This window comes from Marinobacterium sedimentorum, from assembly GCF_024267675.1.
In the GTDB taxonomy this organism is placed as follows: domain Bacteria; phylum Pseudomonadota; class Gammaproteobacteria; order Pseudomonadales; family Balneatricaceae; genus Marinobacterium_A; species Marinobacterium_A sedimentorum.
The window spans coordinates 26380-41820 of sequence record NZ_JALDYX010000036.1 but is presented as its reverse complement, the minus strand read 5'-3'; the positions used below and the strand labels follow the sequence as shown (position 1 = coordinate 41820).

The following is a 15441-nucleotide window of genomic DNA, read 5'->3' as shown; positions in this document are numbered from 1 at the left end:
GCGCTCTTTAACTGACCGTACCGATATCGCGTACCGCGCAATCGCACGGGAGCAGGCCAAGGGCTAACACCCAGAATAGAAGCGCAAGGACCAAGAAGAGCGCGTCCAGACCACGCACTTCAGGGCCTTTCGCCGCAACACCAAAACAGCTGCCCCCGGGCGGCTGCTTTTGTTTTATGATGAGCAACGCTGGTCCGCCAGCCTGCGCGACTGAGCGCAGCTGCCCCCAACTGAACGGATAAATCGAATGACTTTAAGTATCTGGCTGACGCTGCTTGCCGCCGCGACCCTGATCAGCCTGTCGCCGGGCGCCGGCGCCGTCACCGCCATGAGCTACGGTTTGAGCCAGGGCCTGGGCCGAGCTCAACCGGCCATCCTGGGATTGATCTGCGGCTACGGCATCCAGATCATCATCGTGGGAGTGGGGCTTGGCAGCCTGGTCGCCGCCTCCGTAACCCTGTTCAGCGCCATAAAATGGCTGGGCGTTGCCTATCTGGTGTGGCTCGGTATCCAGCAATGGCGTGACCGGTCCCAGCTTGATCTGAGCCAGGGCCGCCCGTCCGACTGGCGTCGAGCCTTCGGCCAGAGCCTGCTGATTAATATCACCAACCCCAAAGGACTGGTGTTTCTGCTCGCGCTGATTCCGCAGTTTCTCGACCCGGCACAACCGCAGTCAGCACAACTGCTGATTATCGGCACCACACTGGTGACCGTCGACTGGTGCGTCATGACCGGATATAGTCTGCTGGCATCAAGACTGCGCCACCTGATGCAGGACGCCAGGGCACGCCGAACACAGAACCGTGTCACCGGCTGCGCGCTCATAGGCGCAGGCCTGGTACTCTCAGGCGCACATAATTGACAGCGTAACGGCGGCGCAGGCTGCCACAGGAGTTTTGTCAGGAAGATGGATCTATCTATGTATTTGCTACGACGAGTACGATTGGCACCAGGCACCTTAACAACGCTGATGCTCGGCCCCCTGCTGGCTATCACCCTTGCCGGCTGCAGCAGCAGGCCATCACAGCAGGACATAGCTCGACCCGACTCGCCCTACTGCCTGCGTGGCGGTGATACCGAATCCTTCAGCTGCGACCCCAGTGTGCAGGCCAAGGTGGAACCTGCGCCTGCAGCCCCCCGCAGCAGTAGCACCCTGACAGACGATGCCCTCTATGCGGATCTGGCCGAGATAAAAAACTGGCTCAACAGCGAAAAAAACGTCCTGGCCGACAGTACCGCAAGCAGCGATGAATCCGATGTAATGCTGCCTCCTCCAGTTGCACCACAGGAAGCCCCCGAGCCTGCGCCCGCCCCGCCGCTGCCCACTCTGCTGGCAGATGCAAAGTACCGGGAGAGTCTGGATGAGGCTCAATCGCTCTACCGCCAGGGTTTTTATCAGCATGCCCAGGCCCAGTTGACCCAGCTAATCGGACTCTATCCCCAGCGCCCCGAAGCCTATAACAACCTGGGCGTCATGCTGGCGGAGTCGGGTCAGTACAGTGAGGCCATCAGCCAGTTGCAGCGGGCACTTTCAACCCATCCCTACTACGCCACCATTCACGCCAATCTGCGCAGCCTTTACAGCGCACTGGCGGGCAACACTTATAGTGACGCCCTTGGCCTGGGCCGCAACCGCCCTGCCCCCCAACTCGAAACGCTGGATGCCGGCCAGGATACAGATGCCGCCCGTTCGATCACCACCGAGGTCGGGCATCGGCTGGAATCCTGGGCAAAAAGCCCGACCTATGCCGCCGAGCAGCGCGCAGCGCTCTATATCCCGGGCTTTCGCCCCAACAGCAAGATTGACCATGCACACTGGTTACAGTCATTGGCCAGCCCCGCGCCGGCTTTGCAGCTGCAAGCCTATGAGCTCGCCGTAATGACACCGGATTGGGTCGAGGTGACTCTGCAGGCAGGCCCCCTGCCGCCGCAGGAAGGCAGCCCGGTGCAGCGCGTCCTGAGCCTTATCCGCATAAACTCGACCTGGCTCATCAGCGCCGAGCAGCCATTACAGCACTGAGCCTTGCCTGCGCCAGCGCCGTTACACTCAGTTCAGCCTATGCGCGCCCTTGTGGGGGCGTTTTATTTTGCTTCTTCGCAGATTAACGGGAAAACCGCCGCAGCCCCCGCCAGCGCTGCCGATCACCGCTTACGCACCTGCAAAATCAAACACTTATTTTAATTTTACTGCCTGAACTTTAGTAAAACCTGTGCTATCCAAAAGGTACCGGGCAGGCCGCTGTCCGCGCAAAAAGCCGCTCAGAGCAGTGTCTGAACCTAGCCGCTGCACGGAGGATCTGGTCATGTTTGCACAGATGGAAAGCGCAGGTCTCGAGGACCTTCATTTTGCCACGGACCCGAATACGGGGTTGCGTGCCATTATCGCCATCCACTCTACCGTCCTGGGTCCCGCCATAGGCGGCTGCCGACTGATTCCCTATGCCAGTGACGCAGACGCCATCACCGATGCCATTCGCCTCGCCAGGGGCATGAGCTACAAGGCCGCCCTGGCAGGCTTGCCTCACGGCGGTGCCAAGGCGGTCATTATGCAGCCCTCGGGGGACTATGACCGCCGTGCCCTAATGATCGCCTTCGGGCAGTTTATCGACACGCTGGGCGGGCGCTATATCACCGCTATGGACAGTGGCACCCAGGTTGAGGATATGGATGCCATCGCCAGCCGCACAGACTGGGTCAGTTGCACCAGCCGCACCGGCAATCCGTCACCGTCCACGGCACTTGGCGTCTTCGAGGGTATCGGCAGCGCCGTGCGCCACCGACTCGGTCGTCATTCCCTGTGTGGCATTCGGGTTGCGCTGCAGGGTCTGGGTCATGTCGGCTTCGAGGTAGCGAGGTTGCTGCACGAGGCCGGCGTCCAGCTGACCGTCTGCGACCTGAATGAGCAGCGCTGCGCCAAAGCGGTGCAGGCTTTCCGTGCCCGGCGTGTCGATCCCAGCGACATCTATGAGGTAGAGGCCGATGTTTTCAGCCCCTGTGGTCTGGGCGCCATCCTCAATGACGACAGCATCCCCAAGCTGCGCAGCGGCATTATCGCAGGCTCGGCCAACAATCAGCTGGCAGAGGAGCGCCACGGCGAAATGCTGCATCAGCGCGGCATTCTGTATGCGCCTGACTATCTGATTAACGCCGGCGGCCTTGTGTTTGTTGCCCTGAACCATGCCCGGGCACCGGCGCACGAAATTAGCGCGAAGGTGCACCAAATCGGCGCCGAGCTGCAGGCACTGTTCCGCCAGGCTGACGCCCTTGATACCGCCACGAGCCGGCTTGCCGATCAGCGAGCCGAGACCATTATCGCGGCCGAAGCCCAAACAGCCGGGGCACGCAGAAGATCAGCCGCCAAGACGCAGTAGTGCGGTAACAGGCATCGCGCAGCAGTTAACGCAGACCGTCGTGCCCCCAGATAGCTCCCGTCAGGCGACGTGACGGTCAGCACCTGAACCAGCGCCGGGCAAAAGTCGTACACTCTGGAATGGACCCGGCAATACGAGCACAATATTTCTATAGCGATATTGCGCGACATCGGTAATCGCAGCCGCTAGGACCTGCGCGATAGCCAGAAGGGACTGCGCCGCGACAAGAAGATAATGAAGCGGCCCGATTCCTGCAAGAATGAGGGAGTCATGGCGTCTTAAAATGGTTTTGTAACGGCCATGAACTTGCCCCGAGTGGCGCTATCAAACGGGTGACAGACAGGCGTCTGGCAAAATTAACGCGAACATTCACCGGCACACCAAAGGTGGGCTACACTTGAATCAACAGCAGGCAACAGGACAGGTCAAACGACTAAAAACCTTACCAATCAAGTGGTAATGAGACAGAGAAGGTAGCCGATATGAGTATTTTTGAGCACTTCAAAGCGCGTTATTCCTCGACGCAGCAGGAAGAAATGAGCCTGCAGGAGTACCTTGCTATGTGCAAGGAAGACCCAACGGCCTATGCCAGCGCGGCGGAACGCATGCTTCAGGCAATCGGAAAACCCGAGTCCATCGATACCTCCCGAGATTCACGTTTAAGCCGCATTTTTTCCAACAAGGTGATCAAGCGCTATCCGGCCTTCAATGAATTTTATGGCATGGAAGAAGCGATCGAAAATATCGTTTCCTATTTCAAGCACGCCGCCCAGGGCCTGGAAGAGCGCAAACAGATTCTGTACCTGCTCGGTCCCGTCGGCGGCGGCAAGTCGTCCCTGGCCGAAAAGCTGAAGCACCTGATGGAGCATGTGCACTTTTACGCCATCAAGGGCTCTCCGGTGTTCGAATCCCCCCTGGGGCTCTTCAACCCGGAAGAAGACGGCGAGATCCTGGAGCAGGAATTCGGTGTTCCGCGGCGCTACGTCAAGGGCATCATGTCCCCATGGGCCGTCAAGCGGCTGAAGGAGTTCGGGGGCGATATCAGCCAGTTTCGCGTGGTCAAACTCTACCCCTCTATACTGAACCAGATCGCCCTGGCCAAAACCGAGCCCGGTGATGAAAACAACCAGGATATTTCCAGCCTGGTGGGCAAAGTCGATATCCGCAAACTGGAAGAGTTTCCGCAGCACGACCCCGACGCCTACAGCTTCTCCGGTGCCCTGTGCCGCGCCAACCAGGGCATGATGGAGTTCGTCGAGATGTTCAAGGCGCCCATCAAGGTGCTGCATCCGCTGCTGACCGCCACCCAGGAAAGCAACTACAACAGCACCGAGGGCATGGGTGCCATTCCCTATGACGGCATCGTCATGGCCCACTCCAACGAGTCGGAATGGCAGACTTTCAAGAACAACAAGACCAACGAAGCCTTTATCGACCGTGTCTATATCGTCAAGGTGCCCTACTGCACCCGGGTTTCCGAGGAAGTCAAAATCTACGAAAAGCTGCTGGAAAACAGTTCGCTCAACAAGGCTCCCTGCGCGCCTGACACCCTGAGCATGCTGGCCCAGTTCACAACGCTGTCCCGCATCAAGGATCCGGAAAATTCCAGTCTCTACTCGAAAATGCGCATCTATGATGGCGAAAACCTGAAGGACACCGACCCCAAGGCTAAATCATTGCAGGAGTACAAGGACGCCGCCGGTGTGGATGAAGGCATGAACGGTCTCTCGACCCGCTTTGCGTTCAAGATTCTGTCCAAGGTTTTCAACTTCGATCCAAGCGAGGTCGCCGCCAACCCGGTACACCTGCTCTATGTGCTGGAAAAAGAAATAGAGCAGCAGCAGTTCCCGACGGAAACCCAGGAACGCTACATCGGTTTCCTGAAAGAGTTTGTCGCGCCCAAGTACATTGAATTCCTTGGAAAAGAAGTTCAGACAGCCTACCTCGAATCCTACTCGGAATACGGCCAGAACATCTTCGATCGCTACTGCACCTACGCCGACTTCTGGATTCAGGATCAGGAATACCGCGACCCCGAAACCGGCGACATTCTGGACCGCCAGGCCATAAACGAGGAACTGGAAAAAATCGAAAAGCCGGCGGGTATCAGCAATCCGAAAGATTTCCGTCACGAAGTCGTCAACTTTGTGTTGCGCGCCCGGGCCAACAACAACGGCAATAACCCCACCTGGATGAGCTACGAAAAAATGCGCAGCGTGATCGAGAAGAAGATGTTCTCCAATACCGAGGATCTTCTGCCGGTCATTTCCTTCAACGCCAAAGCCTCGTCGGACGATCAGCGCAAGCATGGCGAGTTTGTCAAACGCATGATCAATCGCGGTTACACCGAAAAGCAGGTGCGCCTGCTGAGCGAATGGTATATCCGCGTACGTAAGTCTCAGTAACGGCCCCGTGCCTGTGACTGATTGCTGTCGCCCCAAACACGGGCTCGGCGTCCCCCCGTTACACCGCAGCAGCGGCTGTAGCGGGCGACGCCGGCTAAGGAGCAGGGTATGAGTTACATTATTGATCGTCGGCTTAACGCAAAGAAGAAGAGCACCGTGAACCGGCAGCGCTTCCTGCGTCGCTACCGCAAGCACATCAAGCGGGCGGTGGAAGAAGCGGTCAATCAGCGTTCCATTAAGGAAATAGAACAGGGTGGCCAGGTCACGATACCCAATCGGGACATTTCCGAACCCGTTTTTCACCATGGCGACGGAGGCCAGCGGCAGCGTATTTACCCGGGTAACAAGGAATACATGGAAGGCGACGAATTCCGCCGGCCCCAGGGCGGTGGCGGCGGAGGAAGCGGCAAGGGCAAGGCCAGCAACCAGGGCGAAGGTTTGGACGAGTTCACCTTCAATATCAATCAGGAAGAGTTTCTCGATTTCCTGTTTGAAGGCCTTGAGCTGCCCTATATGGTCAAGAAGAAACTGCGCGATGCGACCCAGACCGAAACCCGGCGCGCAGGTTTCACCACCTCCGGTTCACCGGAGAAACTTCATATAGTGCGTTCACTGCGTGCCGCCCACGCTCGACGCATTGCGCTGTCCGGCAAGGACAGGCGCCAGGTACGGGAGCTGAAGAGGGAACTCTGGAAACTGGAAGATGCACCCACCAACCCTGAAAATACCAAACGCCGCGAGCTGCTGCGGGCAGAAATCGAAGCGCTTGAAAAGAAAATCCGCAAGCTGCCCTTTATCGACGATTTTGATCTCAAGTTCACCAACCTGGTGCGCGTTCCGGTGCCCTCCAGCAAGGCGGTCATGTTCTGTGTCATGGACGTGTCCGGCTCAATGACACAGGCCATCAAGGACATGGCCAAGCGCTTCTTTATTCTGCTTTACCTGTTCCTGACCCGAAACTACAAACAGATTGAAGTGGTTTTTATCCGCCACCACACCCATGCCAAGGAAGTGGATGAAGAGGAGTTCTTCTATTCCCGGGAAACCGGCGGCACTATCGTCTCCAGCGCCCTGACCTTGTCGGGCGATGTCATTCGCGACCGCTACCCCGCCGGTGACTGGAACATCTATGTTGCCCAGGCCTCCGATGGCGACAACTGGGACGGCGACTCCGACGCCTGCCGCCAGATACTGATCAACAGGGTGCTGCCCCACGTGCAGTATTATGCCTACGTCGAGATCACCACAGGGCCGCACCAGAACCTCTGGCTGGAATATGAACGGGTACGCGAAGCCTATCCGGAAACCTTTGCGATGCATCAAATCGAGGAAGCCTCAGACATCTATCCCGTCTTTCGCAAACTGTTTGCACGGAAAATGGAAGGTGCTGCATGACTAGTCGTCCGGCCAAGAAAAAAGCACCACTCTCGACCGGTTCAGAATGGACCTTTGAGCTGATCGAGGCATACGACAAGGAAATAGCCCGTCTGGCGAAGGGATTTCGCCTGGACACCTACCCCAACCAGATCGAGATCATTACCTCCGAACAGATGATGGATGCGTATTCATCCATCGGCATGCCTCTGAATTACAACCACTGGTCCTTCGGCAAGCAGTTCGTGGAAACCGAGCAACGCTACAAGCGGGGCCAGATGGGGCTGGCCTACGAGATTGTCATCAATTCCAATCCCAGCATTGCCTACCTGATGGAAGAGAACACCATGACCATGCAGGCGCTGGTCATTGCTCATGCCTGCTACGGTCACAACTCCTTTTTCAAGGGCAACTACCTGTTCAAGACCTGGACCGATGCCTCCGCCATTATCGACTACCTGGTGTTTGCCAAGAAATACATCGCCGACTGCGAAGAGCGCTACGGTGCCGAAGCGGTGGAGGAACTGCTCGACTCCTGTCATGCCCTGATGAATTACGGCGTCAACCGCTACAAGCGCCCGCAGCCGCTGACCGCCGAAGAAGAGCGCCAGCGCCAGCGCGACCGCGAAGAGTACATCCAGCGTCACCTCAATGACCTCTGGAACACAATCCCGCAGAAGGAAGAACAGGAAACCACACGGGTTTCACGCTTTCCCAAGGATCCGGAGGAAAACATCCTCTATTTCATCGAGAAAAACGCCCCGCTGCTGGAGCCTTGGCAACGGGAAATCGTGCGTATCGTGCGCAAGATCTCGCAGTACTTTTATCCCCAGAAACAAACCCAGGTCATGAACGAGGGCTGGGCCTGCTTCTGGCACTACAATCTGCTCTATGGCCTTTACGATGAGGGCCTTGTGACCGACGGTTTCATGATGGAGTTTCTGCACAGCCACTCCAGCGTGGTCTATCAGCCACCCTTTGACTCGCCCTATTTCAATGGTATCAACCCGTACACCCTGGGCTATAACATGATGCAGGACATTCGCCGCATCTGTGAACATCCCACGGACGAAGACCGCGAATGGTTCCCGCAGCTGGCCGGCACCGACTGGCTGGATGCCGTACATTACGCCATGCAGAACTTCAAGGATGAGAGCTTCATCCAGCAATACCTCTCGCCGGCCCTGATTCGGGAACTCAGACTGTTCGAAATTTACGACGATGCCGAGAGCCCGACCCTCAAGGTGTCGGCTATCCACAATGAAACAGGCTACCAGCGGATCCGCGAAGACCTGTCAGCCCAGTACAACCTCGGCAACCGGGAACCCAACATTCAGGTCTATAACGTCGATGTGCGCGGTGATCGCTCCCTGACCCTGCGCCACTACATGTATAATAATCAGCCGCTGGGAGAGAGTTCGGAAGAAGTCCTGCGGCACCTGCACAGACTCTGGGGTTTTGACGTGCACCTCGAATCCGTCAAGGCCGACGATACCGTCTGTGCGCAATATCAATGTCCGCCGCGCCAAGTGCTCGAAACGCTATGATGCTTTAGCGGCGACCAATTCAATTCTGGCGCCTAGAGGGCTGATATGGACTGTTTGTTCTGCAAGATAATACGTGAGGAAATCCCGGCCAAGACCATATACGAAGACGAAAAGGTGATTGCATTCAACGATATCAATCCGCAGGCGCCCTTTCATGCGCTGGTTATTCCACGCCAGCACATTAGTACCCTGAATGATATTTCGGAGCAGGACCGGGAAGTCGTTGGCCATATGGTCATGGTGGCGGCACGGCTCGCTGAGGAACAGGGCTTTGCCAGTGATGGTTATCGCGCTGTGTTTAACTGCAACAATCACGGCGGCCAGACCGTATTTCATATCCACCTGCATGTGCTCGGCGGCAAGGCCATGGGGTGGCCACCCTACCAGGCCAAACTCAAGTCGCTCTGATCCAGCCCTGACAACCTCCGGATGCAGCAGACAACAACTGCACCCGGGGGTTTGATCTACCGCAGCAGACCGGCCAGACAGCGGTGCCGGTTCATCCCCCCCCCCCCTTTTTTCACCGCGTTCACCTACTGCGAATCGAGTGCCTCCTGCCGACAGGTCAGTGCATAACGCATCTCGCCAATCTCGAAGGTTTCCACCAGCTCGACGCCCCGGTACATCAATGCCTGCGCCTGATCGGCATCGGCCACCTCGAACACCGCCAGGCGCACACCCTGCCACGCCAGCGGCCCGTCCGGCAGGGCCTTGACATCCAAAAACAGAAATTCAGGTTTGAGCTGTTCTAACACCTGATCATCCACCTCTGGCCAGTTATCCTGTACCGCACCAATGCGCCAGCCAAGCTCTGCTGCCTGCTGCAGGATCGGACGGTCATAGCTGATCAACACGATCTGATCGCGCACCGCCGCCAGCCCCGAGGTTACCGCCTGCAGGAATTCGCGCCGGCCGAAGTGCTCGATCGACCCGCGCTTCAGCTCGATAAAGAAAACCACATCGGGAAACTGCTGCATCAGCAGGCGCAGGCCTGCCAGGGTTGCCAGGGCTTCGCCCTTGTAGTCCTCGCCAAAGCGGGACGGATAGTGGCAGGACAGCGTAGCAAGATCAGCCCGTTGCAGCGCCTGCACCCTGCCGCCCTGCCCGCACAATCGCAGGGTATCATCGTCATGAAATATCACTGCAACGCGATCGGCGCTAAGCTGAATATCGACCTCCACAAACTGGGCACCGGCATTAAGTGCCTCACGCACCGCCAGCAAGGTATTTTCAGGATAACGCGCCGCATAGCCGCGGTGCGCAACCAGACGATCAGCCAAGGGGGTGTCGGTCATGTCTATTCCTCTGTGCGTTTATCGAGTCAGAACAGATCTGAATTAGCGCAATTATTGCAACAGTCAGTTCGTAAAACACCGCCGGTAAAAGCACCCCATGAGTGCTAAAATCGGTTTCCCTGTCCAGTCTAGTTCGACTGGCGTCAGTTTATTTCAGTTTGCGTGATTAACTGCGCCGCTGTCCCGGCGTTATCGCCATGGTATTTCACGTCTATATCGCCACCTTTACACTGCAGATCGCGTATTTATGACCACTGACAAAGCCTTTATTATCATCCTTGGCCTGCTCATCGGACTCTCTCCGCTGGCAATCGACATGTACCTGCCCAGCATGCCAGCCATCGCCAGCGGGCTTGATGCGTCGACCGAAGCGGTCCAACAGAGCCTGACTGTATTCCTGATCGGGTTTTCCCTGCCACAGCTTATTTTCGGTCCGCTGTCCGATGCCATGGGCCGGCGCTTCGTTATTGTCACCGGCGTGCTGCTGTTTATCCTCGGCAGCATCCTCTGTGCCCTGGCCGCCGACATCCACTGGCTGCTGATGGCCCGAGCCCTGCAAGCCACCGGTGCCGCCGCCATGGCCGTCACTGTGCCTGCACTGGTGAGGGATCGCTTCCAGGGCAGTGACTTCGCCCGCACCATGAGCGTTATCATGATGGTAATGGCAGTCGCGCCACTGATCGCCCCTATGCTGGGGGCGCTGGTACTCTTCGTCGGTGGCTGGCGCATGATTTTCTGGGTACTGGCACTGATTGCCGTCGCTGGGATGGTCCTGTTTCACCTCAAGATCGACGAAACCCTGCCTGCTCCGCAGCGTACGCCGCTGCGCCCGGCGGTGCTGCTGCACAACTACGGCAGCCTGCTGCGGGATCGACATGCACTCGGCCACATGCTGAGCGCAGGCTTCATGTTTGCCGGCATGATGGCCTTTGTTGCGGCGTCCCCGTTCGTTTATATCGAGCTGTATGGCGTGGCCGAGCAATACTACGGACTGCTGTTCAGCCTGAATATCATCGCCCTGATGGCCCTCACGACCCTGGCCAATCGCTTCACGCACCTGAGTTCCAAGCGCATTCTGCAACTGACCTTTTTGCTGATAAGCCTGGTGTGCGTGCTGCTGATCGTCCTCAGTGCCCTGTCACAACCGCCGCTGGCGCTGATCGTACTGGGCTCTGTGCTCTATGTCGGCACCTACGGCATTGTCAGCGCACACACCCTGTCTGAAGTCATGAATCGCTTTGCGAAGATATCGGGCAGCACATCAGCCCTCGGCGGCTCTCTGCGCTTTGGTGTCGGCTCACTGGGCGGCGGCGCTGTCGGCCTGCTGCACGACGGCACCGCGCTGCCGATGACCGCGGTCATGGCGGTGTGCGGCATGCTGGCCATCACCTCCTTCCTGGCGGCGGGTAAGCCACCGGCAGTGGATGCGAGCGCCAATACACCGCTTAACAAAGCCGCCTGAGGAACCAGAGCGGCAGGCTCAGCTGAGCGGCGGCCTGCCCGCACCGGCCAAATTACGCAGCACATACTGCAAGATCCCACCGTGACGGTAGTACTCCCACTCCACGGGTGTATCTATGCGCACTTTTGCCCTAAAGCTCACCGCGCTGCCATCCGGCGCTGTCGCCCTGACCCCGACATCCGTTGGCTGATCGTCCACGGGATCTATATCAAACAGCGCCTGGGCATGCAGCCCAAGGCTGTCTGCCGACTCGCCGTCCCTGAACTGCAGTGCCAACACCCCAAAGCCGACCAGGTTGGAGCGATGAATGCGCTCGAAACTCTCGGCTATAACAGCTCCAATCCCCAGTAGCCGCGTGCCCTTGGCCGCCCAGTCCCGACTGGAGCCGGTGCCATACTCCTTGCCCGCCAGTACCACCAGCGGTACCGCCTCCTGTTGATAACGCATTGCCGCATCGAAGATGCTGAGCTGCTCGCCGGTAGGAAAATGGGTCGTCCAGCCCCCCTCGGTACCGGGCGCCAACTGGTTGCGAAGGCGGATATTGGCAAAGGTGCCGCGCATCATCACCTCATGATTGCCACGCCTGGAACCGTAACTGTTGAAGTCGGCCGGCTGCACGCCAAGCTGCTGCAGATACAGGCCCGCCGGGCTGTCAGCCTTAATGGCACCGGCCGGCGAGATATGATCGGTGGTAATGGAATCCCCCACCCGAACGAGACAGCGCGCCCCCTGTACAGCCTGCGGTGCCACCGGTTCTGCGCTCATGTCATCAAAATACGGCGGATGCCTGATGTAACTGGAATCTGGCCACTGATAGGTCGTGCCCTCCAGCAGCGGGAGCGCGCGCCAGAGTTCAGGGCCTTCAAACACGTCGGCATAACGGCTGCGGAACATGTCCGCATTGATGCAGGTGCGCAACAGCGCCTGTATTTCCTGTTGCCTCGGCCAGATATCCTTCAGATAGACGGGCTTGCCGGTCGAGCTCAGACCCAGCGCATCCTGATACAGGTCCAGCGCCATACTGCCGGCCAGCGCATAGGCCACCACCAGCGGCGGTGACGCCAGATAGTTGGTTTTTACCTCGGGATGAATCCGCCCCTCAAAATTGCGATTGCCCGACAACACCGACGACACCATCAAATTGCCATCGCTGATAGCCCGGCTGATTTCGGGCCGCAGCGGCCCGGAGTTGCCGATACAGGTGGTGCAGCCAAATCCCACCAAATTGAAGCCCAGTGCCTCCAGCGGCTCCATCAGCCCGGCGGCCTGCAGGTAGGCGCTCACGACCTGGGAACCCGGTGCCAGCGAGGTTTTAACCCAGGGTCTGGTTTTCAGTCCCAGATCCCGCGCTTTTTTGGCCACCAGCCCGGCCGCCAGCATGACAGCCGGGTTTGAGGTGTTGGTACAGGATGTGATGGCCGCAATGACGACATCCCCGTGGCGCAGCAAGTGCTGCTCACCCTCAATGTCAAAGGCGACACCGCCGTCCTGCATAGGTACGTCCGGGTCCACGGTGCCCTGCTGCTGGCGCAACGTACGCAGGAACGCGCGCTTGGTGTCGGTCAGGGCAATGCGATCCTGGGGGCGTTTGGGACCGGCGATGCTCGGCACCACCGAGGCCAGATCGAGCTCCAGTACTTCGCTGTAATCAGCCTGGGCGCTGGTATCGTCGTGCCAGAGCCGCTGCTCGCGCGCATAGGCTTCCACCAGCGCACGCTGCTCTGCACTGCGGCCACTGAGCTCCAGATAACGCAGGGTTTCAGAATCAATGGGGAATATGCCACAGGTCGCACCGTACTCGGGTGCCATATTGGCAATGGTGGCACGATCCGCCAGCGGCAGTTCAGCCAGACCTGAGCCGAAGAACTCGACGAACTTGCCGACGACCCCATGGCTGCGCAGCATTTCTGTCACCCGCAGCACCAGATCCGTCGCCGTGGCGCCTTCCGGCAGGCGCCCACTCAGGCGCAGGCCAACGACACAGGGGAGCAACATAGTGACCGGCTGCCCCAGCATTGCGGCTTCTGCCTCAATACCGCCGACACCCCAGCCCAGCACACCCAGGCCGTTGATCATGGTGGTGTGGGAGTCGGTACCCACCAGGGTGTCGGGATAGGCCTGCAGCACACCGTCGCGCTCTTTGGCCATCACAACCTGGGCGAGGTATTCGAGGTTGACCTGGTGCACGATGCCGGTGCCGGGCGGCACTACGCGGAAATTGGCAAACGCCTTTTGGCCCCAGCGCAGAAACTGATAGCGTTCGGCATTGCGCTGGAACTCGATGCGGGTATTGAGATCCAGCGCCTGGGCCGTGCCGTAGTGATCCACCATTACGGAATGATCAATCACCAGGTCCACCGGTTGCAGCGGGTTTATCAGCTCGGGATCGCCACCGAGCCGGACCATGGCGTCGCGCATCGCGGCCAGATCCACCACCACCGGCACGCCGGTAAAATCCTGCAGCACCACCCGAGCCGGGGTAAAGGCAATCTGATCACTGGACTCAGCCGCCGGGCTCCAGCGGCACAGCGCTTCAATATCGGATGGCCGTACATTCAGCCCGTCTTCCAGGCGAAGCAGGTTTTCCAGCAGAATTTTCAGGCTGTACGGCAGGCGGCTGACAGCGTACTCGGCCTCCAGTACATCCAGCCGGAAGATTTCATAGGTCTTGTCACCCACATCCAGCGTATCGCGTGCGCCAAAGCTATTGTTCATAACCACTCCCTCGTTTTAGCCACTGCCAAGCAGCCGCCGGGCACCACTTTAACCGACAATAGAAGTCGGTTGTCGTTCAGGCAGACGGGATAATTTTGCCGGCGATTCACAGCAAAACGCGGTTCAACGGGGCTGCGAGGGGCCCTTAAGTTCGAGGGTGTTGCCTTCCGGATCCTGAATATAGAAAGAAGGGCCCATGCCCTCTGCCCCATAGCGCTCTGCAACGGCGCCAACCTCGATATTCTCTGCCCTCAGGTACGCAGCTATCGCCACGGCGTCAAACGGCTCCAGCCGCAGACACAGATGATCCAGGTTGCGCCCCTCGGTCCCGGGGGCCCTGCCACCGGCCGCCCCCAGTTCCCCATCGACCGTGATCAGATCAATCAGCGCCCGTCCTGCTCGCAGCTGATAGAGCCCAAGCTCCGGCTTTACCCGTTCGAGCACGCAGCCCAGCACCCGGCAGTAGAAATCCAGCATGGGCTCCAGTTGCTGCACCCGCAGCACCAGATGATCAATGTCACATATGTGTATCATGCGCTTCCCGAACAATCAGACACCCTGAATAGTAGCAGTCAGGTCCCGGGAGTATAGATTTCAGAGCACCAGGCTCAGGGCGATACCCCACATCATCAGACACACCAGGCTGTCGAGCAGCCGCCAGGCACGCGGATTGCGAAACAGCGGGGCGAGTTTCGGCGCTCCCATACCCAGCATCAGAAACCAGCTAAAGGAGGCCAGCACCGCACCGGCGCCAAACCAGTAACGCAGGCTGTCACCGTACTGGGTCGCAATACTCCCTACCAGTACCACCGTATCCAGGTAGGCGTGGGGGTTCAACAGGCTGACCGCCAGGGTCGTCAGCAACGCCGACTTAAGGGAACCAGCACCACGGCTGGCCATATCCAGCCCCCCGGGCTGCAATGCGCTGCGCAGTGCCCTGTAACCGTAGTAAAACAGAAAGAGCGCGCCGAAAATGCGCGCCAGTTCCAGCATCATCGGTGACTCGCTGATCAGAGCCCCCATGCCCAGCACGCCCAGGCAGATCAGCAGCGCATCACTCAGGCTGCACAGCAGCGCAATGGGCCAGTGATACTGGCGCCGCACCCCCTGGGCCAGCAAAAAAGCGTTCTGTGCACCTATGGCGATAATCAAACCGCCGCCGGTCACAAACCCCTGCAACATGACGCTGGACTGAAGTGCACTGTTCATCAAACCGTTTCCCGTTATAAAAGTCCGCCCGCAACGGGCTACACATTAAAGATGGCCGCGATA

12 protein-coding genes are annotated in these 15441 nt (G+C 58.6%); 8 read left to right on the top strand and 4 right to left on the bottom strand.

What is annotated here, in order from left to right; genetic code table 11:
• Positions 1–247 precede the first annotated feature (247 nt).
• The 7 genes from rhtB to MRS74_RS20560 all read left to right on the top strand — a co-directional run bounded on the left by rhtB (position 248) and on the right by MRS74_RS20560 (position 9105).
• Complete coding sequence (gene rhtB / locus MRS74_RS20590) at positions 248–862, top strand: homoserine/homoserine lactone efflux protein (RefSeq protein ID WP_254582161.1); 615 nt, start codon at positions 248–250, stop codon at positions 860–862.
• 81 nt (positions 863–943) lie between these two features.
• Positions 944–2020: a tetratricopeptide repeat protein gene (locus MRS74_RS20585; protein WP_254582160.1), complete on the top strand. Its 1077-nt coding sequence runs from the start codon at positions 944–946 to the stop codon at positions 2018–2020.
• A gap of 283 nt (positions 2021–2303) precedes the next feature.
• Entirely contained in the window at positions 2304–3371 is a 1068-nt protein-coding gene (locus MRS74_RS20580) for a Leu/Phe/Val dehydrogenase (RefSeq protein ID WP_254582159.1), read from the top strand.
• A 482-nt stretch (positions 3372–3853) separates the two neighbouring features.
• Positions 3854–5776 (top strand): PrkA family serine protein kinase, encoded by a 1923-nt coding sequence (locus MRS74_RS20575; RefSeq protein WP_254582158.1) that lies wholly within the window; start codon positions 3854–3856, stop codon positions 5774–5776.
• Between the two features lie 108 nt (positions 5777–5884).
• Complete coding sequence (locus MRS74_RS20570; RefSeq protein WP_254582157.1) at positions 5885–7171, top strand: YeaH/YhbH family protein; 1287 nt, start codon at positions 5885–5887, stop codon at positions 7169–7171.
• Complete coding sequence (locus MRS74_RS20565; protein ID WP_254582156.1) at positions 7168–8697, top strand: SpoVR family protein; 1530 nt, start codon at positions 7168–7170, stop codon at positions 8695–8697. Before MRS74_RS20570 ends, MRS74_RS20565 begins: the two co-directional genes overlap by 4 nt.
• 45 nt (positions 8698–8742) lie before the next feature.
• Complete coding sequence (locus tag MRS74_RS20560) at positions 8743–9105, top strand: histidine triad nucleotide-binding protein (RefSeq protein ID WP_254582155.1); 363 nt, start codon at positions 8743–8745, stop codon at positions 9103–9105.
• 125 nt (positions 9106–9230) lie between these two features.
• Here the strand turns inward: MRS74_RS20560 and MRS74_RS20555 are convergent, their stop codons facing one another.
• Entirely contained in the window at positions 9231–9992 is a 762-nt protein-coding gene (locus tag MRS74_RS20555; protein WP_254582154.1) for a glycerophosphodiester phosphodiesterase family protein, read from the bottom strand.
• A 247-nt stretch (positions 9993–10239) separates the two neighbouring features.
• Between MRS74_RS20555 and MRS74_RS20550 the strand changes: the two genes are divergently transcribed.
• On the top strand, positions 10240–11454 hold the full coding sequence (locus tag MRS74_RS20550) for a Bcr/CflA family multidrug efflux MFS transporter (protein WP_254582153.1): 1215 nt from the start codon (positions 10240–10242) through the stop codon (positions 11452–11454).
• A gap of 18 nt (positions 11455–11472) precedes the next feature.
• Here MRS74_RS20550 and acnA read toward each other — a convergent pair whose 3' ends face one another.
• From acnA to MRS74_RS20535, 3 genes are all read right to left on the bottom strand, one after another.
• On the bottom strand, positions 11473–14169 hold the full coding sequence (gene acnA / locus MRS74_RS20545; protein WP_254582152.1) for an aconitate hydratase AcnA: 2697 nt from the start codon (positions 14167–14169) through the stop codon (positions 11473–11475).
• A 123-nt stretch (positions 14170–14292) separates the two neighbouring features.
• On the bottom strand, positions 14293–14703 hold the full coding sequence (locus tag MRS74_RS20540; protein ID WP_254582151.1) for a VOC family protein: 411 nt from the start codon (positions 14701–14703) through the stop codon (positions 14293–14295).
• A 60-nt stretch (positions 14704–14763) separates the two neighbouring features.
• Complete coding sequence (locus tag MRS74_RS20535; RefSeq protein WP_254582150.1) at positions 14764–15378, bottom strand: LysE/ArgO family amino acid transporter; 615 nt, start codon at positions 15376–15378, stop codon at positions 14764–14766.
• Between the last annotated feature and the right edge of the window lie 63 nt (positions 15379–15441).

Excerpts from the sequence above, each read along its gene's own strand:
- rhtB (WP_254582161.1), top strand. The coding sequence starts at position 248 with ATGACTTTAAGTATCTGGCTGACGCTGCTTGCCGCCGCGACCCTGATC.
- MRS74_RS20575 (WP_254582158.1), top strand. The coding sequence starts at position 3,854 with ATGAGTATTTTTGAGCACTTCAAAGCGCGTTATTCCTCGACGCAGCAG.
- MRS74_RS20540 (WP_254582151.1), bottom strand. The coding sequence starts at position 14,703 with ATGATACACATATGTGACATTGATCATCTGGTGCTGCGGGTGCAGCAA.
- MRS74_RS20570 (WP_254582157.1), top strand. The coding sequence starts at position 5,885 with ATGAGTTACATTATTGATCGTCGGCTTAACGCAAAGAAGAAGAGCACC.
- MRS74_RS20560 (WP_254582155.1), top strand. The coding sequence starts at position 8,743 with ATGGACTGTTTGTTCTGCAAGATAATACGTGAGGAAATCCCGGCCAAG.
- MRS74_RS20555 (WP_254582154.1), bottom strand. The coding sequence starts at position 9,992 with ATGACCGACACCCCCTTGGCTGATCGTCTGGTTGCGCACCGCGGCTAT.
- acnA (WP_254582152.1), bottom strand. The coding sequence starts at position 14,169 with ATGAACAATAGCTTTGGCGCACGCGATACGCTGGATGTGGGTGACAAG.
- MRS74_RS20550 (WP_254582153.1), top strand. The coding sequence starts at position 10,240 with ATGACCACTGACAAAGCCTTTATTATCATCCTTGGCCTGCTCATCGGA.
- MRS74_RS20535 (WP_254582150.1), bottom strand. The coding sequence starts at position 15,378 with ATGAACAGTGCACTTCAGTCCAGCGTCATGTTGCAGGGGTTTGTGACC.
- MRS74_RS20565 (WP_254582156.1), top strand. The coding sequence starts at position 7,168 with ATGACTAGTCGTCCGGCCAAGAAAAAAGCACCACTCTCGACCGGTTCA.
- MRS74_RS20580 (WP_254582159.1), top strand. The coding sequence starts at position 2,304 with ATGTTTGCACAGATGGAAAGCGCAGGTCTCGAGGACCTTCATTTTGCC.